Raw genomic sequence first — 25,723 nt, forward strand, 5'->3', positions numbered from 1 at the left:
GGACCTTACAATGCAATCCTTGAAATCCAAAGTCCTGGGCGCGGTGGCCGCATCGGCCCTGCTGCTGGGTGCGGGCGCGGCTTCGGCCGACAATGTCATCACGGTGAATGCCACACAGATCTTCGGCACCGTCGATCCGGCAAAGATCAACGATTACACCGAGTACATGGCCGGCGTGAACCTCTATGAGGCGCTGACAACGCTGGATGGCAGCGGTGCGATCCAGCCGCTGCTGGCCGAAAGCTGGACCGCGTCCGACGACGGTCTGACATGGACCTTCACTCTGAAAGAAGGGGCCACCTTCCAGGATGGAAGCGCCATTGAAGCCAAGGACGTCGTGTGGACCGTCGACCGTCTGCTGTCGATCAACGAAGGCCCGGCTTACCTCTTTGAAGGCATCCTCAGCGTGGGGTCGGTCACCGAAGTGGATGCGCGCACGGTGCAGTTCCAGCTTGAGAAAACCTATGCGCCATTCCTGACCACAACGCCGATCCTGTTCGTGGTGAACGCTGACCTTGCGTCCGAGAATGCGACCGATGATGACCCCTGGGCGCAGGATTATATCGCCAACAATTCCATTGGGGCGGGTGCCTATATGCTCGACAATTGGGAGCGTGGTGCGGGGATGACCATCAAGGCCTATGAGGGCTATCATCTGGGCTGGAATGATCAAAGCATCGACGAGGTCCGTTTTGTCATCACCAACGAAGAGGCGACCGTAAAGGCGCTTGCCGCTGCCGGCACCCTGTCGATGTCCGCAGACAGTCAGGCGCAGGAGACCTTTGACAGCATCGGCGCGCTCGAAGACTACCGGATCGAGGAATATGCGACGGCGGTGAACTTCTACTTCAAGCTCAACAACAACCGCGCCCCGACGGATGATCTGAACATCCGCAAGGCCATCGCCTATGCCACCGACTATGAAACCATTCGCGAGCTGATCCTGCCGGGGGAGCCGCTGTCGGGTCCGATGGCGCCGATCTTTGCCGATGCCTTTGCCGATGACATCCCCATGCCTGTCTTCGACCTTGAAAAGGCGAAAGAATACGTTGACGCCTCCAAGTATGCGGGCCAAGGGCCGATTGATGTGGAGATCATGTATGTCGCCGGCCTCGCCTTTGAGGAAGAAATCGGTTTGCTGATGAAGTCCATCCTCGACACGATCGGTTTCAACACCATCCTGAAACCTGAACCATGGAACCGGATGACGGAACTTGCCGGCGACGTGGCAACAACGCCCGCCATCAACCAGGTGTTCTATGGTGCGACCTATCCATCGCCCGACACGTTCTTTTTCCCCCAGTATCACAGCCGTGCGGCAGGGACCTGGGCGTCAATGGAATGGGTGCTGAGCGACGAAGTGGATGCGATGATCGATGCCGCCCGTGCCACGGCAGATGTGACAGAGCAAAACGCGATCTACAAGGACCTGCAACGCAAGCTGGTTGAAGATCAGGTGGGTGTCTTTCTGCTGACGCAGCGCAGCAAACAGGCGTTCCACAACTGTCTTCAGGGGTTCACATGGGTGCCCATGCAGAGCTTTGAGTACAACTTCCACACCATGAAATGGGTTTGCGAGTAACACTGACCCTTCATTCAGGCGCTTTCGACGTGAAGCGCCTGAATGGCCTGCACAGGCTGGCAGACAATTGGCTCCGCCTGCCCCGCAGGCTACTGCCGAAAATCCTCCGGTCTGATCCCGTAGCGCGTCAGCTTGTCGTACAGCGTCTTGCGCGGCAGTTTCAGCGCCTCAGCCGCAGCGGAGGCTTGCCCGCCTGCACGCCGCAGTGCCGCTTCGAGCAGGGATTGCTCCACCTGCCCCATCTGTTCGGCCAGGCCCAGCCCTGTGTCCGGCGTCATATCCTCCGGCATCCCCATCACGAACCGCATCGCCACTGACATCAGCGCCCGCGCATTGCCCGGCCAGTCACGCGCCATCAGGCCCGCGATGGTCTGCGGTGTCACGTCAGGCGGCGTCAGCCCGGCCTGTTCTGCCGCCTGATCGACATAGCGGCGGAACATCACGGGGATGTCTTCGGGGCGTTCGGACAGCGACGGTATGCGTACCGTCAGCACGTCGAGCCGGTAATAGAGGTCCGCGTGAAACCGCCCCTCCTCCACCTCCTGCGCCAGCTTGCGGGTGCTGCCGGCAATCAGCCGCGTCGGCGTGTTCTGCTCCACCGCTTCGGCAAGCGTCAGTTGCAGCTGTGGTGACAACTGCGTCACCTCATCAATGAACAGGCTGCCGCCCTCCCCCTCATGCAGCGCGTCCTGCAAGCCCTGCGCGGTCAGCCCGGCGGCTGCGCGTTTCACAAAAGGTGCCTTGGACCGGGCGGAGCTGAGATGCACCACTTCCGCCACTTTGGAGATCCCCGTGCCCGGTGCGCCCGTCACCAACGCAGCCCCCTCGGCCTGCGCCACCAACCGCACCCGCTTGCGCAGCGCTTCGGCCAGATCGGACGAGCCAAAGAGCATCCGCGCCGCCGGATCGCCCGTCTCCACCAGATGCCGCAGCCGCCGGTTCTCCAGCACCATCGCCCGCGTCTTCAGCGCCCGCTCCAGCAGGGAGATGAGATCCCCCGGCGCGCAGGGTTTTTCCAGAAACCCAAAAGCACCCTGCCCCATCGCCTTGACCGCCATCGGGATGTCGCCCTCACCGGTCAGCAGGATCACCGGCAGATCCGCATCCTGTTGTTGCGCGTATTCCAGCAAGTGAAACCCATCACGCCCCGGCATCCGGATGTCAGACAGCACAACCCCTTCAAAATCCGGCGTGATGTGATCCTTGGCCACCACAAATGACCCAGCGGCCACGGCTGAGATATCCGCAAGTTCTAGCGTCTGTGACAGCGCTTCGCGCACGGCCGCGTCGTCATCCACCAACAGCACCCGGTTGCTCATGCTGCTTCCTCCACCTCTGCCACCGCCCGTTCGAGCGTCACGGTAAACTGCGCGCCGCCCTGCGGCAGATTGCTGCCTTTGATCTGACCGCCAAAGCTCTGCACGATGCCATAGCTGATCGACAGACCCAATCCCATGCCGCCCGTCTCTCCCACGGTTTTTGTCGTGTAGAAGGGGTCAAACACCTTGTCCGGCATCTCAATACCCGGCCCGGTGTCTTCGATCCGCACCGCGACGCTGTCGGTCTCCTCAACCGTGACAGACAGGTGTTTGTGGGTGCTGGAGGCCATCGCATCAACCGCGTTGGTGATCAGGTTCACAAACACCTGCCCCAGCCGCACTTCGCCGCCCTGTACCCAGACGTCATGGCCGGGTGGCACATAGCGCAGCGTCACCCCTGCCTCTGCCATGCGTCCCTTGGTCAGATCGAATGTCGCAGCCAGCACTGCCCCCAATTCGACCCGTTCCTGCGGCCCGGTTTCCTGCCGCGCAAAGGCCCGCAGGTTCTGGATGATCCGCCCCATCCGCCGCGCCATGTCAGAAATGCGCGTCAGGTTTTCTTCCGCCCGCTCCGGTTTGCCCCGCGCCATGAATTCAACTGCGTTTTCCGCAAAGGACCGGATGGCCATCAACGGCTGGTTCAACTCATGGCTGATGCCCGCAGACATCTGCCCCAGCGCGCTCAGCTTGCCGGCCTGCACCAGATCATCCTGCGCCCGTCTGAGTGCGGCGGTCCGTTCTGCCACCCGCGCTTCCAACTGCTGGTTCGCCTCCGCCAGCGCGCGCCGCCTTTCGGACGCCAGAAACAACAGCGACCCGAATGCCAGACACAGGGCCGCCACCGCCGCCGCCTGCGCCCAGGCAAAAGCGCGCGCCTGCGTGACATCCAGCAACACCTCACCCATCATGCCAATCACCGGCAGATCCTGCGTCAGATGCAGCCCCTCGCGTGGCAGATAAGGCCCCCACCCGACGGTCCAGATCTCATGACCCCCGATGCGTGTGATCCTGAAGGACGGTTCCTGCCCATCAGGCGGACGCAGCCCCGGATCCCCGACCGGGCGCTGCCACAACAGGATCTCCGACCGGTTGGAGATATAGACCACACCGTTGAGATCAGTGAAGAACGCCGGCGGATTGGTGCCGCGCCAATTGTAGTCAATGCCATTCAGGTCCGTGACCACCACAACCGCACCCTGCACCCGGCCATCAGGTCCAAACATCGGGGCGGCGTGGTAAAATGCGCGCTCTGTCAATGGCATGGCAGGCCCGTGTCCCCAGCCAAGCGCACCACGCAGCGCCCGCCTGACATGCGGTTGCGCGCTCAGATCCCGAGGCGGCGCATCCTGTGCCGCCGCACGTATCCGGCCTGCACTGTCCAGCACCAGCACATCCAGCGTTGCGGATTTATCCGCCACTTCCAGCAACAGATCGCGCGTGTCCTCAGCCGAAGCACCATGAAGAGCCGCAACAACACCGGGATGATCGGCCATGGTGACGGCCAGATCCCGGTAGCGTTGCAATTGCCCCACCAGCCGGTCGCCTGCCAGCGCCAGATCCGCCTCTCCCCGCGCCTCCAGCTGGTCGAGCGCCTGATTGAAGCCATAGCGCCAGACCCCGCCCGACAGGGCCAGGACCACGGCAAGAAACGCCGTCACCACGGCAAGTCGCTGAACCAATCCACCTCTCATCGTGCCAAACTGCACGACCCCTCTTGCAAAGGCCAGCGCCAGTTGATCCTGTTGGCCCATGGAAACGCTGCATCTTTCGCCCCAGGACCCCGATTTCGTCCAGAACCCCTATCCCGCCTATGACGCGGCCCGCGCCCGTGGTCCCGTGCTGTTCTGGGCGGACTGTGGCATGGCCGCCGCCTTTGACGCAGCCACGGTGAATGCACTGCTGCGGGACCGGCGGCTGGGCCGGGAGAAGCCTGCGGCCCTGCAAACCCCGTACCCCGCCCATCTGTCCGATTGGGCCCTGGCCGAAACCCACTCCATGCTGGATATGGAACCGCCCCGCCACACCCGCCTGCGCGGCCTTGTCCTGCGGGCTTTCACGTCGCGCCGCATTGCGGGCCTGTCGGGTGACATTACCGAGGTCTGTGCCGATCTGCTGGACACTCGGCGCGATGGCCCCTTCGACCTGATCCCCGCCTATTGCACCCAGGTCCCCGTGCGCATCATCGCCCGCCTGTTGGGCGTGCCCGAAGAGATGTCAGGGGACCTGCTGCGCTGGTCCCGCGATATGGTGGCAATGTATCAAGCAGGCCGGGACCGCACCACTGAGGACCGCGCCAACACCGCCGCTGCCGAATTCATCGCCTTCCTGCGCAGCTACATCGACAAACGCCGCTCTGATCCCCGCGACGATCTGATCACCCAGCTGATCGCCGCAGAGGAAGAGGGCGAAAAGCTCACCCCTGATGAGCTGATCGGCACCTGCATCCTGCTGCTGAATGCAGGACATGAAGCGACAGTGCACAGCATCGGCAACGGCGTGAAATGCCTGCTGGAACAGGGCACAGCGCTCAGCGCCCTTGCACCGGAACGGATCGCTGGCACCGTTGAGGAAATCCTGCGCTACGACGCGCCCCTGCACATGTTCACACGCATTGCCTATGAGGACATCAACATCGGGCCGCACAGCCTTGAAAAAGGGCAGGAAATCGCCCTGATCCTCGGCGCGGCCAACCGCGACCCCGCGCTGTTCGAAGACCCGAACACCTTCAACCCGAACCGCGCGATCAAACCCAACACCACCTTCGGCGCAGGCCTGCATTTCTGCGTCGGGGCGCCCTTGGCCCGGCTGGAATTGCAAATCGCCCTGCCCGCCTTGTTTGCAGCATATCCCGACCTGCACCTGACGGAACCGCCGCGTTACGCCAACAGCTACCATTTCCACAAACTCGACCGCCTGATGGTCACACCGTGAGTCTTGGCCGTGTCAAGGATCGCAAAGCGACCGGGCTTGCCCGGCTTGTCCTTTACACGGTCACGACTCACATCACCCTCGGACAGGCGCATTCAGGGCAAACCTGTCCCTGAATCGCTTCTCAGCACGGGCATTCGCCCTCAGCACACACAGACCTTCCGCCGCGAAGGGCTCACGCAAGCCACAAACGCCAAACATGTCATCGCGCCCTCAGGCGCGGCCTTCGGATCACGTCAAAGCGGCAGCGCCACGGTCGACTTGATCTCCTCCATCGACAGCAGGGCTGTCACATTATGCACCCGCACCTCTGAAATCAGCGCCTGATAGAAGGCATCATAGGCCCGTGCATTCTGCACCCGCACTTTGAGGATGTAGTCAATATCCCCTGCCAGCCGGTGCGCCTCCTGCACCTCGGGCCTGTCCTTCAAGGCTTTCAAGAACGCCTGCTGCCAGGCCGCTTCATGGGACGACGTGCGGATCAACACGAAGAAACATGCTTCAAATCCAAGCGCTTCGGCGTCCAGCACCACGGTCTGCTGACCAATCACCCCGCCTTCGCGCAGCTTGCGAATCCGGTTCCACACCGGCGTCTTGGAAGACCCCACCGCGCGGGCAATATCGTCCAGAGACTGGCTGGCATCGCGCTGGAGCTCTCTCAGGATTTTCCGATCTGTTTCATCTATCCGGACTGACATTCCAATATTCCTCTCAAGGGCGAATACCCGTTCCACTTTACCGCCGCATTGGAACACATGTCCTTATTGGCCAGCAGGTATGGCGCTTAAATGGGAAAATTTCCTATATTGCAAGTCACGTTATGCGCAACCAAAGGCAGACCCATGGATCATTTTCCCATCTTCCTGGCCACGGAAGGCCGCCGCATCGTCCTGTCGGGCGGTGGCGACGCTGCCCTGGCCAAGCTGCGCCTGCTGCTAAAAACCCGCGCACGGATCACCGTCTTTGCCGCTGACCCCGACGCCCAGATCATCACCTGGGCCGCCGAGGGGCGCCTGACCCTGCACAAACGCGCCATGGAGCCCGGCGACATCCTCTGCGCGGCCCTGTTCTATGCCGCGGACGAAGACACCGCCGAAGACAAACGCACCGCTGCCATCGCCCGTCGCGAAGGCGCCCTTGTCAATGTGGTCGACAACCTTGGCGACAGTGAATTCATCACCCCCGCCATTGTCGACCGTGACCCCGTCACCGTGGCCATCGGCACCGAAGGCGCGGCCCCCGTGTTGGCCCGCGCCCTCAAAGCCGATCTGGAAGAACGCCTGCCCACCACACTGGGCACTCTCGCCCGCATCGGCAAAGGCTTCCGCAAGATGGCCGAAGCCCTGCCCTTCGGCCGTCCCCGCCGCGACTTCTGGCGTGACTATTATTTCAACGCCGGCCCCAAGGCGATGAGCGCAGGCGAAGAGACAATCCCGGAAACGCTCAACGCCTTGCTGGACGATCACCTCACCCGCAAAGCCCGCGACGGTCACGTGGCTTTTGTCGGCGGCGGTCCCGGTGATCCGGAACTGTTGACCCTCAAGGCCCGCAAGGCGCTGGATGAAGCCGACGTGGTGATCTATGACCGCCTGATCACCCCCGAAATCCTCGAACTCGCCCGCCGCGAAGCGCTGATGATCGATGTCGGCAAGGAAGGCTTCGGCCCCTCCACGCCCCAAGAGCATATCAACGCCCTTCTGGTCGAACACGCGGCATCCGGCGCGCAGGTCGTCCGCCTCAAATCCGGCGACGCCACTGTATTCGGCCGCCTCGACGAAGAAATCGACGCCGTGGACGCCCACCAGATCGGCTGGCACATCGTGCCCGGCATCACCTCCGCCTCCGCCGCCGTCGCCACCATCGGCCAAAGTCTCACCCGCCGGGGCCGCAACGCCTCCGTGCGCTTCCTGACAGGTCACGACATGAAAGGCTTCGCCGATCACGACTGGTCGGCGCTGGCCCGCCCCAATGAGGTCGCCGCGATCTATATGGGCAAGAAGTCCGCGCGTTTCGTGCAAGGTCGCCTGCTGATGCACGGTGCGGATCGCAGCACACCTGTCACGATCATCGAAAACGCCTCCCGCGCGGATCAGCGCATCCTTTCCACCAGTCTTGCGCGCCTGCCGGACGATCTGGCTGCCGCCGCCCTCTCCGGCCCGGCCCTGACCTTCCTCGGCCTCGCCCCGCGCGCCGCCCTCGCCGCCGCCCCTGAACTGCCATCCCTGAAGGAGGCCCTGTGATGTCCAAACCGTTCTCACCCAAAGTTGTCACCGCCAACGCATTGCTCGAAGGCGACGTGATCTACCTCACCGAAGCAGGCTGGTCCCGCGATCTGAAAGACGCCGAAGTCCTCACCGATGAAGCCCACGCCGACCTGCGCCTAATCGAAGCCTCCGCCCAGACCGGCCATGTCGTGGGGGTCTACCTCGCCGATGTCGACATCGAAGACGGCACCCCGGTCCCCACCCATTTCCGTGAGGATTTCCGCGCAACCGGCCCCTCCAACTACGCCCACGGCAAACAAGAACGCGCCAAGCAGGAGCAATTCTGATGTACCATTACACCGATTTCGACGCCGCCTTCCTGAAAGAACGCAACGCCCAATTCCGCGCGCAGGTCGAACGCCGCATCGACGGATCGCTCACCGAGGACGAATTCAAACCCCTCCGCCTGATGAACGGCCTCTATCTGCAACTGCACGCCTACATGCTGCGCGTGGCCATCCCCTACGGCACGCTCAACAGCGCCCAGATGGAGCAATTGGCGATGATCGCGGACAAATGGGACAAGGGCTATGGCCATTTCACAACGCGCCAGAACATCCAGTACAACTGGCCCGAGTTGCGCGACGTGCCCGACATGCTGGACGCGCTGGCAGAGGTGAACATGCACGCCATCCAGACTTCCGGCAACACGATCCGCAACGTCACAGCCGACCATTTCGCCGGAGCCGCGGCGGACGAAATCGCCGATCCACGCCCCGTGGCCGAACTCATCCGCCAATGGTCCACCGACCACCCGGAATTCCAGTTCCTGCCGCGCAAGTTCAAGGTCGCTGTCAGCGGATCGCCCCACGACCGTGCGGTGATCAAAGCCCACGACATCGGCCTGCAAATCGTCGAACAGGACGGCACACGCGGCTACCGCGTGATCGTTGGCGGTGGTTTGGGCCGCACGCCGATGATCGGCAAGACCCTCTATGATTTTGTCGCCGACGCAGACCTGATGCCCACGCTGGAAGCCATCGTCTCTGTCTACAACCTGCTGGGCCGCCGTGACAACAAATACAAGGCGCGCATCAAGATCACCGTGCATGAAAACGGCATCGAGGATATCCGCGCCCGCGTTGACGCCCGTTACAAGCTCATCCGCCCCCACTTCGGCGGCGTGGATCAGCAGATGCTGGCCCGCATCACGTCGGACTTCGCCAAACCCCAGTTCAAAACCGCCCCGGAAACCGCCTACCACCAGGCGCGTCAGCACGACCCTGCGTTCCGCAGCTGGTCAGACACGAACCTCGCGGAACATGCCGCGCCCGGTTACGCCATTGTCTCGATTTCCCTGAAAGCACACGGCAAGACACCGGGCGACGCCTCTTCACGCCAGATGCGGATCATGGCAGGCCTCGCCAAACGCTACGGCCATGATGAGCTGCGCATCAGCCATGAGCAAAACGTGATCCTGCCCCATGTCCACAAAGAGGACCTCCCCTCCATCTACGCAGCCCTCAAAGCCGCAGGCCTCGGCACGGCCAACATCGGGTTGATCTCAGACATCATCGCCTGCCCCGGCATGGATTACTGCGCGCTGGCCACCGCCCGCTCCATCCCCATCGCACAGGAGATCGCCACCCATTTCGACGCGCTCAAGCTGGAACACGACATCGGCCCGCTGAAGATCAAGATATCCGGCTGCATCAACGCATGTGGCCATCATCACGTGGGCCACATCGGCATCCTCGGCCTCGACCGCGCAGGCGTGGAAAACTACCAGATCACCCTGGGAGGCGACGGAACCGAAGACGCGACCATCGGCGAACGCGCAGGCCCCGGTTTCGCCGCAGACGACATCATTCCGGCCGTCGAACGCCTTGTCATGGCCTATCTCGACCTGCGCAATGACCCCGGAGAGACCTTCCTGCAAACCTACCGCCGCCTCGGTCTCGCCCCTTTCAAATCCGCCCTCTACCCCGAAGCGCAAGCCAATGCTGCCTGAACGCCACACGCCCCTTCCAAATGGTTCAAAAGACCTCCCCGAAGGGCCGGTCAGCCATCAGGCGCTGTCCCGTCAGGTCACAAAGCTGAACACGGAGCTGCGCCACCACGCCGCCACCGATGTGCTCCGTGCCGCCCTCACAACCGTCCCACGCCTCACGCTGGTCTCCAGCTTTGGCGCGGAATCGGTGGTGTTGCTGCATCTGACGTCGATGGTGGACAAAGACCTGCCGGTCCTCTTTATCGACACCGAACTGCTGTTTGCCGAAACCCTCGTCTACCAACAGGAACTGACCGAACGACTGGGCCTGCGCAACGTAACCATCCTGCGCAGCGGCAACATCGCGCAAACGGACCCGGACACCACACTCCACCAACGCGACCCCGACGCCTGTTGCGCCTTGCGCAAGACCCAGCCTCTGCAAACAGCGCTCCATGGCTTTGACGGCTGGATCACCGGGCGCAAGCGCTTTCAATCCGGCAGCCGGGCCGCGCTTGCGCACTTTGAAACCGAAGAGCGCGGCGATGAGGCGCGCCCCCGGATCAAGGTCAACCCGCTTGCCTATTGGAGCGCGCAGGACGTGCAGGACTACATGGCCGAAAACCGCCTGCCACGGCATCCGCTGGTGGGCAAAGGCTATCCCTCCATCGGCTGCATGCCCTGCACCTCCCCGGTCAAACCGGGTGAAGATCCCCGTGCAGGCCGTTGGCGCAACACCAAAAAAGACGAATGCGGCATCCATTTCGAGAATGGAAAAATGATCCGTTCAGGAGCACTGACATGACACAACTCATCACCGACACAGGCTTTGTCGCCGACGACTGGACCCACGGCTATTGCGAGGCGGGTGCCGCGAACGACTGCCGCGCGCTCGACCTGCCCTCGGACACCCAGCCCGAGGACATCAAGCTCAGCGAGGGGCTGGAAATGATCCGCATTGACTTTCCGACCTCCGCGGATGGGCGCGGTTTCACCATCGCCCGCGCCCTGCGCCTGCGGGGCTATGCAGGCCGCCTGCGCGCCAAGGGCCATGTGCTGGCCGATCAATATGCGATGGCGCGCCGTGCCGGGTTTGATGAGGTGGAGGTCAATGACGACATCGCCGCCCGCCAGCCCGCCGCGCAATGGCAGTTCCGCGCCAACTGGCAGGACCATGACTACCAAAACAGGTTGCGCGGCACGGTGGGCTGATCCCACCCGCTGCGACGCCAGCACAGATTGATTTTCCCTGAAACTTGACGTAAGGCTGAAACACAAGGATCGCTTGTGTACAAACGATATGACTGAGCTTACACCCGTGAACAAAACCGCCGCTACCCCCGCTTTGCCAGATGCGCAAATCGTGACATCCGTCAAACACTGGACGGATCGCCTGTTCTCCTTCCGTGTCACCCGCCCGGCCTCCCTGCGTTTCCGTTCCGGCGAATTCGTGATGATCGGCCTGATGGGCGACCCCCATCCTGAGACAGGCAAGCAAAAACCACTCCTGCGCGCCTATTCCATCGCCTCCCCCGCCTGGGATGAGGAACTGGAATTCTATTCCATCAAGGTGCAGGACGGCCCGCTGACCTCCAAACTCCAGCACATCGAGGTGGGGGATGAAATCATCCTGCGCCCCAAACCCGTAGGCACCCTGGTGCATGACGCGCTGCTGCCCGGCAAACGGATCTGGTTTTTCGCCACAGGCACCGGCTTTGCGCCCTTCGCGTCGCTGTTGCGGGAGCCAGAAACCTATGAAAACTACGACGAAATCATCATGACCCACACCTGCCGTGATGTGGCGGAACTGGAATACGGTCGGCGGCTCATCGAAGACTTGAAAAAGGATGAGATGATGCTGGAACTGCTGGGGCAGGAAAACCTCGACAAGATCCGCTATTACCCCACCACCACCCGCGAAGAGAGCCCGAAGATGGGTCGTATCACCACACTGCTGGAGGACGGCACGCTGTTCAAGGATCTGGGCATTGACGGCATCAGCGCGGACACCGACCGCGCGATGATCTGCGGCTCGCTGGGGCTGAACACCGACCTCAAGCGGATCCTTGAATCCCACGGGCTTGAGGAAGGGGCAAATTCAGATCCCAAACACTTCGTCGTTGAGAAAGCCTTTGTCGGCTGACCTGGAAGACCTCCGGCACCACAATAAAAAGGCCGCGCCCCCTGTGGGACGCGGCCTTTTCATTCTGTCTTCATGGTCATCCTTGCGGATCAGAGACCCATTGCCTCACGCACCGCATCCAGCGCCGCTTTCAGCAGGTCCGGGTTGTCCTGCGCGGCCTTGATGCCTTGGGTCAGCGTGGTTTTCTGCAATGCACCAAGCTCTGAGCCCTCGATCATCTCGCTGACTTTGTCGAGGTTGAAGCCATCAACCGTCAGCAACTCGGACAGCGCCGTGTCGCCTGTCTCTGCCGATGCGGCGGCGACCTCTTCGGTGCCTTCTGCTGCGGCCTCTGCGGCATCATCAACCGCTTCGGTTGCAGCCTCGGTCGTGTCGGTTGCGGTGTCTGCGGCATCTGTCGCTGCGTCAACGGCACTCTCTGCGGCTTCTGTCGCAGTATCCGCCGCGTCGGTTGCCGCTTCTGCGGTGTCCGTTGCTGCGTCAACAGCGCTTTCAGCGGCTTCTGTCGCGGTATCCACCGCGTCCGTTGCGGCCTCTGCCGCAGCCTCAGCGGTGTCCGTTGCTGCGTCAACAGCGCTTTCGGCGGCCTGTGTTGCGGTGTCTGTCGCTGCATCGACAGCCTCGGCAGCCGTATCCGCTGCGTCATCCACCGCGCCCTCAACGGCATCGGCTGCACTTTCAGCAGCTTCGGTCACCGCGTCGGCTGCATCTTCTGCGGCTTCAGTTGCGGTATCGACCGCATCCTGTGCCACTTCCGCAGCCTCCGTCACTGTATCCGTCGCCGCTTCAACCGCTTCTTCAGCCGCCTCTGTCACGGCCGTGGCCGCGTCACTTGCCGCTTCAGTAGTCGCATCCGCTGCACTGTCAGCAGCCTGTGTTGCATCCGTCGCCAGTTCGGTTGGGGATTTGCCGGTGAACAGCATGTATCCGCCAACCGCCACCACCGCGGCCACAATGATCCAAATCAGATTCTTCATCGTCTTCCCCTTATTCCCAGTCGTGTGGGTTTGCGGCCCTGCTGAACGCCGTTTGGCGCAAGGGCCTTTGTGGTGCTGCAAATGCGCTCCCAGGGGGCGTTCTTCAAGGGGAATTTCCGCTGATAAGCGGCATACAGCCGTATTTAGCCGCTTGAAGAAACAGGCTTTGGAGGGTATTTTGAAACTTCCTGTTTTCGAAACCATCAAAGGACGACCATCATCGCTCGCAGACCTCACAACGCGCCGCCAACCCGGGATACCGGCCCGCGCGTCAATAGTGCTATCCGTTCCAACGAAATCCGCCTGATCGGCGCCGAAGGCGAAAACGTCGGCGTTGTCACCCCCGCCCGTGCCATGGACATGGCAGAGGACGCCGGGCTGGACCTGGTTGAAATCTCGCCCAATGCCAATCCGCCCGTGTGCAAGATCATGGATTTCGGCAAGTTCAAATACGAGACCCAGAAGCGCGAGGCCGAAGCGCGCAAAAAGCAAAAGATCATTGAGATCAAAGAGGTCAAGTTCCGGCCCAACACCGATACCAATGACTATGATGTCAAGATGCGCAACGTCTTCAAGTTTCTGGAGAACGGCGACAAGGTGAAGGTTACCCTGCGTTTCCGGGGCCGTGAGATGGCCCACCAGAACCTGGGCCGCGAATTGCTGGAGCGTGTGGCGGAAGACACCAAGGAGCATGGCAAGGTTGAGAACTTCCCGAAGATGGAAGGCCGCCAGATGGTCATGCTGATCGGCCCCCTGCCCAACAAATAGCGCGGACGATCCGTCACAACAAAAAAGCCCCCGCACAGCGTCGGGGGCTTTCTCGCTTCATCCCTTTAAAAGTCCTACCGCAGCAGGCCCGTGATGTTGCGCACCACGGCGCGCCGGTTGGCGGGCTCATCCGCGTCTGTGATCACTTTCAACGCACTTTCGCCGTAGCCCTGGGTCACCATGTTCTCCGCAGGCACCCGGAAATACTCCGCCAGCGCCAGCGCCACGGTTTCGGCACGGCGATCCGACAGCGCGAGATTGTAGGTCGCACTGCCCACAGCATCCGTGTGCCCTTCGACAAGGATCACGGTGCTGGGGTCTTCCTGCACCAGATCACGCAGCGTGGTCCCGATCCGGGCAAGCGCACGGGCCTGTTCGGGCCGGATGGCAGCCGAACCGGTTTCAAATCGCACAGCATCCAGTTCCAGCTCCGGCACCAGAGACCGGACCTCACGAATCTCACGCACCTGACGCAGAGAGAAAGTCCGGTCCCGCTCTGCATTCAGTTCCGCCTGAAGGGCCGCGCGCAGAGCCGCTTCATCTGCGTCCCCCACAACCGCGCTGCGCATCTCAACCGGCGGCAGTTCGGAGACAACAACCGCTTCTTCTTCAACCAGATCGTCAAAGAGGACGTATTCATTGCCCTGCGGATCGATGTTGATCCGCCGCAGGACCGATCCATCGCGGCCCCGGATGGTCACCACCCGCGACCCATCGGGCCGGGTTACAAAGCTGCGGCTTGACCCGTCCGAGAACGTCTCCGTGCGCACTTCGTCGCCAGCACGGCGGATCAATGCGTCCTCGTCCTTGAGCACCCGAAGCGCGCCATCGGGGTCTTCGACCACGATCCGGTCACCGGAATTGCTGACCACCCGATCGCCATTCTTCAACACGGACCCCACAACCACTGCGCCAAGCCCCAGCAGCAGCGCCTTTTCCAGCTTGCTCAGTCCGTCGTCCTTTTGGGGTGCGGCCTCGGCCGTGGCTGGTGCGGCATCCTGCCCGGTGACGGTTGTCTCAAATTCCTCGTCAGAGGACCGGACTTCGTCCGCCGTCACTTCTTCTGTCACGACATCCGACTGCGCCTCTCCGCTGGCCACTTCGGCGGCAGCGGCGGCAATGGCTTCGCGTTCTGCCTTGCGGGCGGCGCGGCGCTCTGCGCGGCGTTCTTCCTGCCGCGCGGCTTTGCGCTCTGCCTTGCGGGCCGCCTTGCGCTCAGCGCGCTCCGCTTCCTGCTCTGCCGCTTTCTGCGCGGCTGCTGCATCTTCAGCCGCCTGCGCTTCTGCCGCGGCCTGTTCTGCCGCTGCTGCTTCTGCGGCGGCGGTTTCTTCCGTGGTTTCAGCGGTTGGCTGCTCGGTTGCCGCTTGCTCTGTTACGCTTTCGTCAGTTGGCGTGGCGTCAGCAGTTGCGGGAGCCTCCTCCGCTTGAGGTGCCGCTTCCGCGTCTTCGGTTGGGGCCTCCTCGGCCTGCTCCGCCGCTGCCGCTTCCTCGGCCGCCTGCGCTTCCGCCGCAGCCTGCTCCGCCGCTGCCGCTTCCTCTGCCGCCTGCGCTTCTGCCGCAGCCTGCTCCGCCGCTGCCGCTTCCTCGGCCGCCTGCGCTTCCGCCGCAGCTTGCTCCGCCGCCGCTGCTTCCTCAGCCGCTTGCGCTTCTGCCGCAGCCTGCTCCGCCGCTGCCGCTTCCTCAGCCGCTTGCGCTTCTGCCGCAGCCTGCTCCGCCGCTGCCGCTTCCTCAGCCGCTTGCGCTTGCGCCTCTGCTGCGGCCTCATCCGTCAAGGCATCCTGCAACAAGGCAAGCCCTTCCGCGCTTTCTACCGTTTCGCCATTCAGCACGCAGGGAAACACAGCTTCCTCTCCCGGTGCAGCGCAGCCGGGAACCTCGGTTTGAGCCATAATCGGGCCAGGCATCGCAAGGGCAATGCTGACGCCCAGTGCCGTGGTGGAATGCAGAACCTTTTTCATCGATACGTCCTTTATCTTAGCCACACGCCAACTGGCGCGGGTACACAGTTGAACGCATCTGGGTGGAACAGGTTCCGTTATTCAATAACAGCCCGCTTCCGCTTGCCGAAACGCCCCCTCATCTGGCAGCTTTCCGCCGACCCTGCAAAGCCCCGCCCCTTCACCGTGGTCGACGGGGTTGCGGCCGCGTCGGGATCTCCTTGAGCAACCCGCCCACGCCCATCCCGGCAATATCACCGGCACTTACCGGTAAACCGCATAGAATGCGCGACAACACCCAATCGGCCCCGTTCAACGCGGGCGCACGGGCGCAGCCCGGCAGGCCAATCACGGGCACCCCATTGAGATCCGCCAGAAACAGCAGATTGCCGGGATCAACCGGCATCCCGAACCGGTGGACCACGCCGCCCGCCGCGCGCACTGCCGAAGGCGCGACATCATCAATGTCGGAGGTCGCCGACCCGGTCAGGATCAGCACCAGATCGGTACCTGCCGCCCGCAACGCTGCATCCAGAGCGCCAGCCTCATGGGGCACGACCACGGTCTTTTCCAGCGTCGCGTTCAACGCCTCCAGCCGCGCCGCGATGGCCATCCGGCCCTTGTCACCAGGGCCCTTGGGGATGTCTGTTACAATCAGCGTCGCGGTTTTGAGTTGCGGCGCTGCCAGCCGGATCGCGCCTTGTCCGGCGGCCGTGCAGGCTGCCTCCAGATGCGCCCCCGCCACTGCGTAGGAAATCATCTTGATCGTTGCGACCATCCCGCCATCGCGCATCTGCTGATAGGGCGGAACCGTCGCAATGGTGATCATCGGATCAATCGCGTTCACCGCTTCCAGCGCCGCCACATCCAACACGCTGACACCCGGCCCTTCGGCCAGCAGATTGACCCGGCCCGTAAACGCCGTGCTCAGCCGCAGTCCCGGCCCCGCAACCGCTTCCGCCAGCCGTTGGGCGGCGGTGTTCTCATCCACGTCTCCCGGTTCCAGTCGCGCGACGATCACCACATCCAATGCCGCTTCCTGCAAGGCAGCAATGTCCTGCGTGGTCAGGACGCGGCCCTTGCGCAACCGACCGCTGGCGACAGCCACCGAATGGGCCAGAACCGCGCCTTCCGCTTCCGCCAAGGGCACCGGACCGAACTTCATGGTTTGCGCAATGTCTGGATCATCTGGGCAAGGATCGACACGGCGATCTCTGCCGGACCTGCCGCCCCGATATCAAGGCCAACCGGGCCATGGATGCGCGCGATCTGCGCTTCGGAGAATCCCGCCCCTGTCAAACGCTCAACACGGGCTGCATGAGTACGCTTGCTGCCAAGCGCCCCGATATAAAAGACGTCCGAGCGCAAGGCGATCTCAAGCGCGGGATCATCCAGCTTGGGGTCATGGGTCAGCAGGACCAAAGCCGTCCGCGCATCAATGCCCACTTCGTTGATGGCGTCATCAGGCCAGTCGTTGATCACGCGGGCCTGCGGGAAGCGGGCCGCTGCGCCAAAGGCTTCGCGCGGGTCAATCACCAGCGGATCAAAGCCCGCACCCTGCGCCATGCTGACCAGATGCTGCGCGATGTGCACACCGCCAACGACAACCAACCGCAAGGGCGGGTTGTGAATGGCCACGAAGGTCGCGCCGTCTTCGGTCACGCCGGAACGGTCCATGCGAAACCGGTCCGCGTGGCCCTCACGCACCAATGCCCGCGCGCTGCCGTCCAGCGCCACTTCATAAGCGATCTGCGTGCGGGCGGCGCGGGCCGCGACCAGTTCCCGCAACATCTCTACCGGCATGCCGCCATCGCCGATGGGTTCGACCAACACGCGGATGGTACCACCACAGGCCAGACCAACCGCAAAAGCATCCCCGTCACTTACCCCGTATTCCAGCACCCGTGTGCCGCCGTTTTCGATCACATCCCGCGCCTCCAGCACCACCGCGCCCTCGACACAGCCGCCAGAGACGGAGCCCTCCATCGCGCCGTCGCCCGCCACAACCAGTTGCGCGCCAACCCGGCGCGGCGCAGACCCCCAGGTTTCAATCACCGTCGCCAGCGCTGCACCCTGCCCGGCATCAGCCCAAGCCAATGCCTGTTCCGGTGCCTGATCAATCTGTTGCATGCGTTTCCTCCCACTGGCCCGCCTGCGCACAGCGTAGAGTGCGCAGCACCAAGCCTCAACATCAAAGCCCGCAGACAATGCGCCGCTATCGCTTGCACAGACCTGCCAGCCCCACTACATCTGAGCCAAAGCAACACAACCAAGCGGAGCCCGCCATGCCCATGCAAGCCAGCGAGATCGAAGAGCTGATCCGCGTCGCCTTTCCGGAGGCTGAAATCACCGTCGAAGGCAACGATGGCGTGCACATGGCTGCCATGGTTGTCGATGCCTCCTTCAAAGGCATGAACCGGGTGCAGCAACAACGCGCCGTCTATGCCGCGCTCAAAGGCAAGATGGACGGCAGCAATGGCGAGTTGCACGCGCTGGCCCTGACCACCCGCGCGCCGGAATAGGCCCATGTTCTGGGGCTGGATCATCGGCATTGCGCTTGTCGCTGTAGTGGGTATCTCCATTGCCCAGTACCGCGCGCAGGCAGGCACCTACCGGTCGCTGTCTTCCCGCCAGCCTGAACGCATGCAGGCTGGCCCGCGCCCCCTGGGCACAGAGGCGCTGGACCTTGAAGCCGTGCAACGCACGCAACGCCGCAACGAAAGTCTTGAGCGGGCACACACGAGCCTGACCCGTGGACGGGGCATTTCCAGCCTGGAAAGCGCCGGCACCGATGTTCAGCCGCTGGCTGATGACGAAACCTATGCCCGGCGTTTCCATGCCGCATTCCAACGCAACAAGGACAAAACATGACCGACGCAACAACCCAGATCAAAGAACAGATTACCGCCAATGATGTGGTGCTTTTCATGAAAGGCACCAAGGAAATGCCGCAATGCGGGTTCTCCTCCCGCGTGGCTGGGGTGCTCAACTACATGGGCGTGGATTTTTCCGATGTGAATGTGCTGGCCGATGAAACCATCCGACAGGGGATCAAGGAATTCTCCGACTGGCCGACCATTCCGCAGCTCTATGTGAAGGGCGAATTTGTCGGCGGCTGCGACATCATCACGGAAATGACCATCTCGGGTGAGCTTGACACGCTGCTGGAAGAGAACGGCGTGACCTTCGACAAGGACGCCGCGGACAAGATCCGCGAAGCCAACGCCTGATCTGATTGGACAGCCGCACTGGCATTGGCCAGCGCGATAGACAACGGAAATGCCGGGATGCGATGCACCCGGCATTTTGCATGGCGCGGCCCGCTGTCAGGTAGAGGTCGCGCGTTCGTCCAGCAGCGTGGCAAGATGGGTGATATGCTCAAGGCACAGGGGTTTGTGCAAAAACTCCCGTACCGCGTCATACTTCATCGCCCGGTCATAGTCCCGCGGGTTGAGCGACGTGGTCAGCATCACCACCACTGGCGCGAAATCCGGCCCAACCGCGTCCGAGGCCGCTTGCAGGAATTCAAACCCATCCATGCGCGGCATGTTCACATCCAGCAGGATCAGATCAACTGGCGGAGAGGCAGGGTCCATCAGATATTCCAACGCCTCTGACGCCCAGAGGAAGCCGACAACTTCGTCCACCATGCCCGATCGTTTGATCACCCTGCGGTACATCATCTGATCAATCTCATTGTCATCGATCATCATCAGGCGCTTGATCCGCGTCTTGGGTGGCTGTGCGCGCATGTTCATGAGAAAGGACCGTCTTGTCCCGCTGATCGCTGCACGTCAGAACCGCGCCGTGCCGCCGTCGTCTGACGCAACGGGATGAGATCATCGGGCACCGTGGCCCCTTCGATCAGATCCACGAGCCGCTTGAATTGCGCCAACACGCTGTCGCCCAACGCGACCAAAAACCTCAATACCTGCACCATATGACTGACCCTCCCGGCTACGCCCAGTTATGAGCCGTCCGGCAAGGACCATAGGTGCAACAGCTTAAGAAACGTCTAAACGCTGGGATCAGCCTGCATCACCGTCCGCGTTTTCCTCGACCTGCGCGGCCAAAGCCTCGGCCCGTGCCGCCAGTTCTGCCAGGGTGTCCTTGACCTCCTGCGGCACAACCGGCACTTCGACCCGCTCCGCTTCGGGGCCCGCATTGCGCAGCCCTGCAAGCTCCGCCTCCCGCTCCGCAAGCTGGGAGCGCACTTCGTTTATGCGATCCTCGACAGAGGCTGCCTTGTCGGCCAACAGAAGGCCTGCCATCAGCAGCATCCGCGCTTCGGGCATGCGACCAACCTGATCCGAGAGCACCTGCGCTTCGTCATCCAGCATCTTCGCGGCTGAGTGCAGATACCCTTCCTCGCCATCCTGACAGGCCACTTCGAACTGGCGGCCACCGATTGTAATCCGAACCTCGGGCATCAGTCGCTCTCCTTCGCGGGGGTGGGTTCAGAGGGCGCATCTGCCGCTTCTTTCACCAGCGGTTCCAGGGCGGCAAGAATGGCGTCCGCTTCTGCAATATCGCTGGCGCGGGCGGCCCGCAGCCCTTCAAGCTCCGCGAGCATGGCGGTGTTGATCAGATGCGGCTCCCCCACACCTTCCTGATTGGCTTCGCGCAGGGCAGCACAAGCATCGGTCAGCTCCTGATTTGCCTTGCGCAGGCGTTGCAACTCCAGATCCAGCGCAGCAATACGGCCGCCTGTATCCTCAACCTGCGTGCGCAGGCTCGCCAGTTCCTCATCCGCCTTGGTTTTGAGCGCGTAGACCCGTTCGCGCAGCTGCGCATTGGCCGTGCGTTCATCCTCCAGCGCGCGCACCGTTTCGGGATCCGGCGCGGGCGGTTTGTCCCGCGCGGCATCCACGCCTTTGGCGATACGGTCCATCGCAGCCGTGATGCGGCTTTGTAATTCGTCGATGTCACTCATAACCCGGTCCGATACTCCTGCACGCAGCTTTGACACGGATCGCCCCGCACGAATCGCGTGGCGTCCGCCGTGTACTTTATCCTAAACAAGCCGCGCGACAAATGCGCCCCTTTTAGATCAGCAGGTTGGACGGCGAAGTTGATCCAGCAAGACATCGCCGATGCCGCCTTCGGCTTGCACTTTGTCCAATCGCTGGTATGGACGGGGAAATCGCCTATCCCGCAAAGCTCTCCGCAAAGGATGTGACCCTTGGATCTGAACGAACTGCGCAAAAACCACCCCGACCACTGGGCCAAGGCCACGGCCATCCGCACGCTGACACTGGATGCGGTTGCAGCCGCCAATTCCGGCCACTCCGGCATGCCGATGGGCATGGCCGATGTGGCGACGGTCCTGTTTGAACGGCACCTGAAATTCGACGCGGCCAACCCGCTGTGGCCAGACCGGGACCGGTTCATCCTGTCAGCCGGTCACGGCTCGATGCTGATCTATGCGCTGTTGCATCTGGTGGGCGACACCCAGTTCCCATTGGAAGAGATCAAGAATTTCCGCCAGATGGGCGCCCGCACAGCTGGCCATCCGGAAAACTTCCTTGCCGATGCGATTGAAACGACAACCGGACCGCTGGGCCAGGGCATCGCCAATTCTGTCGGTTTCGCCATGGCGGAGGAAATCCAGCGCGCGGCTTACGGCAAGAAGATTGTCGACCACCACACCTATGTCATCGCGGGCGACGGCTGCCTGATGGAAGGCGTCAGCCAGGAGGCCATCACGCTGGCAGGTCGGCACCAGTTGAGCAAACTGATCGTGCTGTGGGACAACAACAACATCACCATCGACGGCCCCCTCACCCTGTCTGACCGCACCGATCAGGTTGGGCGTTTTGCCGCCGCAGGCTGGCACACGATTGAAATTGACGGCCACAACCCCGACGAAATTGACGCAGCCCTGACCGAAGCGAAAGGGTCCGACCTGCCGACGATGATCGCCTGCAAGACCCACATTGCCCTGGGTCACGCAGCACAGGACACCTCCAAAGGCCACGGCGCGCTGACCGATCCTGACCAGTTGCAGGCCGCCAAAGAAGCGTATGGCGTCAAGACCGGCCCGTTCGAGATCCCGTCAGATGTCAAAACAGCCTGGGAAGAGATCGGCAAGCGTGGCACCGCCGAGCGGCGCGCCTGGGAAGAACGGTTTGACAAGATGTCCCGCAACAAGCGTGAGACCTTCAACCGTGCCTTGGCGGGCGATCCCCCCAAGAAACTCAGCGCGACGGTCAAGGCTTTCAAGAAACAGATGTCGGAAGCAGCCCCAAAGCTGGCCACCCGCGCCAGTTCCGAAAAGGCGCTTGAAGTCCTGAATCCGATCCTGCCCGAAACCGTTGGCGGCTCTGCCGATCTGACGGGATCCAACAACACCAAGACGTCTGATCTGGGCGTCTTTGACGTGGACAACCGCGGTGGTCGCTATGTCTATTGGGGCATTCGGGAGCACGGCATGGCCGCTGCGATGAACGGCATGGCGCTGCATGGCGGCGTGCGGCCCTATGGCGGCACCTTCATGTGTTTCACCGACTACGCCCGGCCCTCCATGCGGTTGGCCGCGTTGATGAAAATCCCGACGGTCTTCGTGATGACCCACGATTCCATCGGCTTGGGCGAAGACGGCCCGACCCACCAGCCTGTCGAACATCTGGCGATCAGCCGTGCAACACCGAACACGCTTGTCTTCCGCCCTGCCGACACCATCGAGACGGCGGAAAGCTGGGAACTGGCGTTCTCTTCCAAGGAGACCCCATCGGTGCTGTCCCTGACCCGTCAGGGCCTGCCGACCGTGCGGACAGAGCACAAGAACACCAACCTCTCTGCCAAGGGCGCGTATGTGCTGGCTGATGCCGACGGCAAACGTCAGGTGATCCTGATCGCCACCGGTTCAGAAGTTCATCTGGCGATGGAAGCCCGCGACATCCTGCAAGCCGATGGCATCGGCGTGCGCGTCGTGTCCATGCCATGCATGGAGCTGTTTGCCGCGCAGGATGATGCCTACCGCAAGCGGATCCTGCCCGGAGGTGCCGTGCGTGTCGGGGTTGAAGCCGGTGTCCGGCAAGGCTGGGACCGCTGGCTGCTGGGGGAACGCGGCAAGTACGGCAAGGCGGATTTCGTCGGCATGGAAAGCTTTGGTGCCTCAGCCCCCGCAGGCGAATTGTTCGAAAAATACGGCATCACTGCCCAGAACATCGCAGACAAGGCCCGCGCCCTGCTCTGATCCGGTTAACGCCCTGTAAACGTCCCGTCTTTGCAAAAAGGGCGGGACTTTTTCGTTTTTGGAAACGAAAGGGCCATTTTGTTTCCAGTTTGACCTGCCGATCAGCGAAGTCTTGCGAAATTTAACGAAAATTAATTCGAACCTCATATTCTCTCTGGAAATGTCGAAGTGACACCCTATGGTTGAGCGATGCAGTTGCTCTCCCGATAGGTGAGAAGACCAAAAGGGTCCCACGCGGGAAAGAAGGAGGTAGATATGTCAATCGGATATCTTTTTGTCGGCATGATCAGCGCATTGCTTTGCGCGACATTGAGCCTTGCAATGGGCGGGTCAGCCCCTGTGGCTTTTGCCGTTTATGTCATCACCGGCCAGCTTGTGTTGCTTGCGCTGTTGTCGATGGCCGTTGTCCACACCACCCGAGAGCGTGATCACGCGCCTTTGTGAAAAACCGCGCGCCAGATCGGCGTTATGACTTTTTCACCTACCGGGATCAGCAACAGGCCGATGCCCAGACCAAGCACACCATCCATCACGGCTTTGGAGAACCATTCAACTGCGCCTTCCAGCGCAGGTGACACCGCATGCCCCACCGCATAGGCCCCGTCATGGATCAGATGGCCCAATGTGCCAAAGCCCATTTCCTCAAGCCCATGCACAATGATCGACCCGCCCACCCAAAGCATCGCTGCGGTGCCGATAATCGTCAGCAGCTTTAGAAAGCCGGGCATCCCGCGCACGATCGCACGCCCCGCCGCGCGGGTCAGGCCAAGACGGCCGTTGTTGGCCAGCGCCAGCCCGACATCATCCATCTTCACGATCAGCGCCACAGACCCGTAGACCACAACAGTGATCATCACGGCCACGGTCGCCAGCGTGGCGGCCTCCATCCAGAAATTGCTCGGCGGGATCGCCGCCAGAGAGATTGTCATGATCTCCGCCGACAGGATGAAATCGGTTTTGATTGCACCCGCGGCTTTCTGTTCTTCAAGATGGGCCGGATCGTCAATGGTCTCTGCCTTGCCGGGGTGGTCTTCGTGGCCGTGCGACATGCCAAGCACATGCGCGACCTTCTCCGCCCCTTCAAAACACAGGTATGCACCGCCCAGCATCAACAGCGGTGCGATGGCCCAGGGCGCGAAATTGGCCAGCAGCAGCCCTATCGGCAAAAGGAAGACCAGTTTGTTGCGCAACGACCCCTTGGTGATCTTCCAGATCACCGGCAGTTCGCGACTGGCCTCGAAACCCTGAACATATTTCGGGGTCACAGCAGCATCATCAATCACCGCACCCGCGGCCTTGGAGCCCGCCTTCGCCGCCTGCCCGATCACATCATCAACTGACGCCGCCGCAACCTTGGCAATCGCTGCAACATCATCCAGCAACGCAATCAAGCCACTCATACCCAGTCCTTTTTGGTCCTCGTTACCCCGCTGCTAGCATATCCAACCGATACCGCAAGCCAACCTGTTCATTGGACCTTTACCGCTAACAGGAAGGTTTATCGCTAACATCCCGATTTTACGCAGTTTTCCCCCTTATCCTTCCACATGCCCCCCGCTATAGAGCGGCAAGACTGCCCGGCCCCGGCCCGCTGGCCCCGGCTGCAACCCCATAGGACATCCCATGACGATCAAAGTTGGTATCAATGGTTTCGGCCGCATCGGCCGCTGCACGCTCAGCCATATCGCCGCCTCCGGGCGTGATGACATCGAGGTTGTGAAACTGAACGCGACCGGCCCGATTGAAACAGCCGCGCATCTGCTGAAATACGACAGCGTGCATGGCCGCTTCCCCGGTGAGATCACGCTGGATGATGGTTATATGAACCTCGGCCAGAACGACATCGAAGTCATGTCGACCTACAATCTGGAAGAGCTCGACTGGACCGGCTGCGACGTGGTGCTGGAATGTACCGGCAAGTTCAACGACGGCAACAAGGCAGGCGTGCATATCGAACAGGGCGCCAAACGTGTGCTGCTGTCCGCCCCCGGCAAGAACATCGACCGCACCATCGTTTACGGCGTGAACCACGACACGTTGCAGGCCTCTGACACGATGATCTCCAACGGCTCCTGCACCACCAATTGCCTCGCCCCATTGGCCAAGGTCATGCACGAGGCCGTGGGCATCGAAAGCGGTCTGATGACCACGATCCACAGCTACACCGGCGACCAGCCCACGCTGGACCGCCGCCACAACGACCTCTACCGCGCGCGCGCCGCCGCCATGGCGCTGATCCCCACGTCAACCGGCGCCGCCAAGGCATTGGGCGAAGTGCTGCCCGCGCTCAAGGGCAAGCTCGACGGGACCGCGATGCGGGTGCCCACGCCCAACGTCTCTGCCGTGGATCTGACCTTTCAGGCGTGCCGCAAGGTCACCGTGGAGGAGATCAACGCCGCCGCCAAAGCCGCCGCTGAGGGTGAGATGAAGCGCGTGTTGGGCTACGATCCTGAGCAAAAGGTCAGCATCGACTTCAACCACACCGAAGAAAGCTGCATCTTTGCGCCGGATCAGACCATTGTTGTCTCCGACCGCACCGTGCGCGTGCTGGGCTGGTACGACAATGAATGGGCATTCTCTGTCCGGATGGCCGATGTCGCTGTGGCCATGGGCCAGCTCGGCTGAGCCTTGCACCCCCCGCACGGCCCTGTCATATCGGGGCAGTCCCTATCAATGG

At 62.1% G+C, this 25,723-nt stretch carries 27 protein-coding genes; 15 read left to right on the forward strand and 12 right to left on the reverse strand.

All coding sequences use genetic code 11. The annotated features are described in order from the left end of the window. Nucleotides 1–10: 10 nt before the first annotated feature. Entirely contained in the window at nucleotides 11–1,582 is a 1,572-nt protein-coding gene (locus Q1A91_RS20275) for an ABC transporter substrate-binding protein (protein WP_299882007.1), read from the forward strand. 89 nt (nucleotides 1,583–1,671) lie between these two features. Here the strand turns inward: Q1A91_RS20275 and Q1A91_RS20280 are convergent, their stop codons facing one another. Together Q1A91_RS20280 and Q1A91_RS20285 are read right to left on the reverse strand one after the other, a co-directional pair. Beyond that, entirely contained in the window at nucleotides 1,672–2,901 is a 1,230-nt protein-coding gene (locus Q1A91_RS20280) for a sigma-54 dependent transcriptional regulator (RefSeq protein ID WP_299882009.1), read from the reverse strand. After that, nucleotides 2,898–4,652, reverse strand: a complete 1,755-nt coding sequence (locus Q1A91_RS20285; RefSeq protein ID WP_299882011.1) for an ATP-binding protein — start codon at nucleotides 4,650–4,652, stop codon at nucleotides 2,898–2,900. Before Q1A91_RS20285 ends, Q1A91_RS20280 begins: the two co-directional genes overlap by 4 nt. Here Q1A91_RS20285 and Q1A91_RS20290 point away from each other — a divergent pair. Next, nucleotides 4,651–5,832: a cytochrome P450 gene (locus Q1A91_RS20290; RefSeq protein ID WP_299882012.1), complete on the forward strand. Its 1,182-nt coding sequence runs from the start codon at nucleotides 4,651–4,653 to the stop codon at nucleotides 5,830–5,832. The two genes, Q1A91_RS20285 and Q1A91_RS20290, sit on opposite strands and share 2 nt — an antisense overlap. Before the next feature lie 233 nt (nucleotides 5,833–6,065). Here Q1A91_RS20290 and Q1A91_RS20295 read toward each other — a convergent pair whose 3' ends face one another. Then, a complete protein-coding gene (locus tag Q1A91_RS20295) occupies nucleotides 6,066–6,527 on the reverse strand; it encodes an Lrp/AsnC family transcriptional regulator (RefSeq protein ID WP_299882014.1) in 462 nt (153 codons plus the stop codon). A 144-nt stretch (nucleotides 6,528–6,671) separates the two neighbouring features. On the opposite strand from Q1A91_RS20295, the gene cysG reads away from it, so the two are divergent. The 6 genes from cysG (at nucleotide 6,672) to Q1A91_RS20325 (ending at nucleotide 12,166) form a co-directional block, all read left to right on the forward strand. Next, nucleotides 6,672–8,069, forward strand: coding sequence for a siroheme synthase CysG (gene cysG, locus Q1A91_RS20300; protein ID WP_299882016.1), 1,398 nt, complete (start codon nucleotides 6,672–6,674; stop codon nucleotides 8,067–8,069). Further along, nucleotides 8,069–8,380, forward strand: a complete 312-nt coding sequence (locus Q1A91_RS20305; protein ID WP_299882018.1) for a DUF2849 domain-containing protein — start codon at nucleotides 8,069–8,071, stop codon at nucleotides 8,378–8,380. Before cysG ends, Q1A91_RS20305 begins: the two co-directional genes overlap by 1 nt. Beyond that, nucleotides 8,380–10,044 carry a nitrite/sulfite reductase gene (locus Q1A91_RS20310; protein WP_299882020.1) on the forward strand — a complete coding sequence of 555 codons (1,665 nt, stop codon included), beginning with the start codon at nucleotides 8,380–8,382 and terminating at the stop codon, nucleotides 10,042–10,044. The genes Q1A91_RS20305 and Q1A91_RS20310 overlap by 1 nt, the downstream gene beginning before the upstream one ends. Then, nucleotides 10,034–10,828: a phosphoadenylyl-sulfate reductase gene (locus tag Q1A91_RS20315; protein WP_299882022.1), complete on the forward strand. Its 795-nt coding sequence runs from the start codon at nucleotides 10,034–10,036 to the stop codon at nucleotides 10,826–10,828. Before Q1A91_RS20310 ends, Q1A91_RS20315 begins: the two co-directional genes overlap by 11 nt. Beyond that, complete coding sequence (locus Q1A91_RS20320; protein ID WP_299882024.1) at nucleotides 10,825–11,235, forward strand: DUF934 domain-containing protein; 411 nt, start codon at nucleotides 10,825–10,827, stop codon at nucleotides 11,233–11,235. Before Q1A91_RS20315 ends, Q1A91_RS20320 begins: the two co-directional genes overlap by 4 nt. An 88-nt stretch (nucleotides 11,236–11,323) precedes the next feature. Next, the gene (locus Q1A91_RS20325) at nucleotides 11,324–12,166 is read left to right on the forward strand and encodes a ferredoxin--NADP reductase (RefSeq protein WP_299882026.1); all 843 of its coding nucleotides are present in this window, start codon (nucleotides 11,324–11,326) and stop codon (nucleotides 12,164–12,166) included. An 89-nt stretch (nucleotides 12,167–12,255) separates the two neighbouring features. Here Q1A91_RS20325 and Q1A91_RS20330 read toward each other — a convergent pair whose 3' ends face one another. Then, nucleotides 12,256–13,143 carry a translation initiation factor 3 gene (locus tag Q1A91_RS20330; RefSeq protein ID WP_299882028.1) on the reverse strand — a complete coding sequence of 296 codons (888 nt, stop codon included), beginning with the start codon at nucleotides 13,141–13,143 and terminating at the stop codon, nucleotides 12,256–12,258. A gap of 219 nt (nucleotides 13,144–13,362) precedes the next feature. Here Q1A91_RS20330 and infC point away from each other — a divergent pair, with 219 nt between their 5' ends. Continuing rightward, a complete protein-coding gene (gene infC / locus Q1A91_RS20335; RefSeq protein ID WP_367278701.1) occupies nucleotides 13,363–13,911 on the forward strand; it encodes a translation initiation factor IF-3 in 549 nt (182 codons plus the stop codon). 74 nt (nucleotides 13,912–13,985) lie between these two features. Here the strand turns inward: infC and Q1A91_RS20340 are convergent, their stop codons facing one another. The 3 genes from Q1A91_RS20340 to Q1A91_RS20350 form a co-directional block, all read right to left on the reverse strand. Beyond that, on the reverse strand, nucleotides 13,986–15,869 hold the full coding sequence (locus Q1A91_RS20340) for an OmpA family protein (protein ID WP_299882030.1): 1,884 nt from the start codon (nucleotides 15,867–15,869) through the stop codon (nucleotides 13,986–13,988). Between the two features lie 160 nt (nucleotides 15,870–16,029). Next, a complete protein-coding gene (locus tag Q1A91_RS20345; protein WP_299882032.1) occupies nucleotides 16,030–17,013 on the reverse strand; it encodes a molybdopterin-binding protein in 984 nt (327 codons plus the stop codon). Then, the gene (locus Q1A91_RS20350; RefSeq protein ID WP_299882034.1) at nucleotides 17,010–17,978 is read right to left on the reverse strand and encodes an XdhC family protein; all 969 of its coding nucleotides are present in this window, start codon (nucleotides 17,976–17,978) and stop codon (nucleotides 17,010–17,012) included. The genes Q1A91_RS20345 and Q1A91_RS20350 overlap by 4 nt, the downstream gene beginning before the upstream one ends. Nucleotides 17,979–18,133: 155 nt before the next feature. Here Q1A91_RS20350 and Q1A91_RS20355 point away from each other — a divergent pair, with 155 nt between their 5' ends. The 3 genes from Q1A91_RS20355 to grxD are packed head-to-tail and all read left to right on the forward strand — an operon-like array spanning nucleotide 18,134 to nucleotide 19,078. Continuing rightward, nucleotides 18,134–18,370 carry a BolA/IbaG family iron-sulfur metabolism protein gene (locus Q1A91_RS20355; protein ID WP_299882036.1) on the forward strand — a complete coding sequence of 79 codons (237 nt, stop codon included), beginning with the start codon at nucleotides 18,134–18,136 and terminating at the stop codon, nucleotides 18,368–18,370. Nucleotides 18,371–18,374: 4 nt separating this feature from the next. Then, nucleotides 18,375–18,719 (forward strand): hypothetical protein, encoded by a 345-nt coding sequence (locus tag Q1A91_RS20360; RefSeq protein WP_299882040.1) that lies wholly within the window; start codon nucleotides 18,375–18,377, stop codon nucleotides 18,717–18,719. Beyond that, complete coding sequence (grxD, locus tag Q1A91_RS20365) at nucleotides 18,716–19,078, forward strand: Grx4 family monothiol glutaredoxin (protein ID WP_299882042.1); 363 nt, start codon at nucleotides 18,716–18,718, stop codon at nucleotides 19,076–19,078. The genes Q1A91_RS20360 and grxD overlap by 4 nt, the downstream gene beginning before the upstream one ends. A gap of 96 nt (nucleotides 19,079–19,174) precedes the next feature. On the opposite strand, the gene Q1A91_RS20370 is transcribed toward grxD, so the two are convergent. The 4 genes from Q1A91_RS20370 to Q1A91_RS20385 form a co-directional block, all read right to left on the reverse strand. Beyond that, a complete protein-coding gene (locus Q1A91_RS20370) occupies nucleotides 19,175–19,606 on the reverse strand; it encodes a response regulator (RefSeq protein WP_299882044.1) in 432 nt (143 codons plus the stop codon). Further along, the gene (locus tag Q1A91_RS20375) at nucleotides 19,603–19,788 is read right to left on the reverse strand and encodes a hypothetical protein (protein WP_299882045.1); all 186 of its coding nucleotides are present in this window, start codon (nucleotides 19,786–19,788) and stop codon (nucleotides 19,603–19,605) included. Before Q1A91_RS20375 ends, Q1A91_RS20370 begins: the two co-directional genes overlap by 4 nt. Nucleotides 19,789–19,876: 88 nt before the next feature. After that, the gene (locus Q1A91_RS20380) at nucleotides 19,877–20,278 is read right to left on the reverse strand and encodes a cell division protein ZapA (RefSeq protein ID WP_299882047.1); all 402 of its coding nucleotides are present in this window, start codon (nucleotides 20,276–20,278) and stop codon (nucleotides 19,877–19,879) included. Beyond that, nucleotides 20,278–20,781: a hypothetical protein gene (locus Q1A91_RS20385; RefSeq protein WP_299882048.1), complete on the reverse strand. Its 504-nt coding sequence runs from the start codon at nucleotides 20,779–20,781 to the stop codon at nucleotides 20,278–20,280. The genes Q1A91_RS20380 and Q1A91_RS20385 overlap by 1 nt, the downstream gene beginning before the upstream one ends. Nucleotides 20,782–21,030: 249 nt before the next feature. Here Q1A91_RS20385 and tkt point away from each other — a divergent pair, with 249 nt between their 5' ends. Then, on the forward strand, nucleotides 21,031–23,046 hold the full coding sequence (gene tkt, locus Q1A91_RS20390; protein WP_299882051.1) for a transketolase: 2,016 nt from the start codon (nucleotides 21,031–21,033) through the stop codon (nucleotides 23,044–23,046). 255 nt (nucleotides 23,047–23,301) lie between these two features. After that, nucleotides 23,302–23,490 carry a hypothetical protein gene (locus Q1A91_RS20395; protein ID WP_299882052.1) on the forward strand — a complete coding sequence of 63 codons (189 nt, stop codon included), beginning with the start codon at nucleotides 23,302–23,304 and terminating at the stop codon, nucleotides 23,488–23,490. Here Q1A91_RS20395 and Q1A91_RS20400 read toward each other — a convergent pair. After that, on the reverse strand, nucleotides 23,475–24,446 hold the full coding sequence (locus tag Q1A91_RS20400; protein ID WP_299882054.1) for a DUF808 domain-containing protein: 972 nt from the start codon (nucleotides 24,444–24,446) through the stop codon (nucleotides 23,475–23,477). The two genes, Q1A91_RS20395 and Q1A91_RS20400, sit on opposite strands and share 16 nt — an antisense overlap. 223 nt (nucleotides 24,447–24,669) lie before the next feature. On the opposite strand from Q1A91_RS20400, the gene gap reads away from it, so the two are divergent. Further along, nucleotides 24,670–25,671 carry a type I glyceraldehyde-3-phosphate dehydrogenase gene (gene gap, locus Q1A91_RS20405; RefSeq protein WP_299882056.1) on the forward strand — a complete coding sequence of 334 codons (1,002 nt, stop codon included), beginning with the start codon at nucleotides 24,670–24,672 and terminating at the stop codon, nucleotides 25,669–25,671. The last annotated feature ends 52 nt before the right edge of the window (nucleotides 25,672–25,723 follow it).

Origin of the sequence: uncultured Sulfitobacter sp., from assembly GCF_947500075.1 — a bacterium.
Classification (GTDB): Bacteria; Pseudomonadota; Alphaproteobacteria; order Rhodobacterales; family Rhodobacteraceae; genus Sulfitobacter.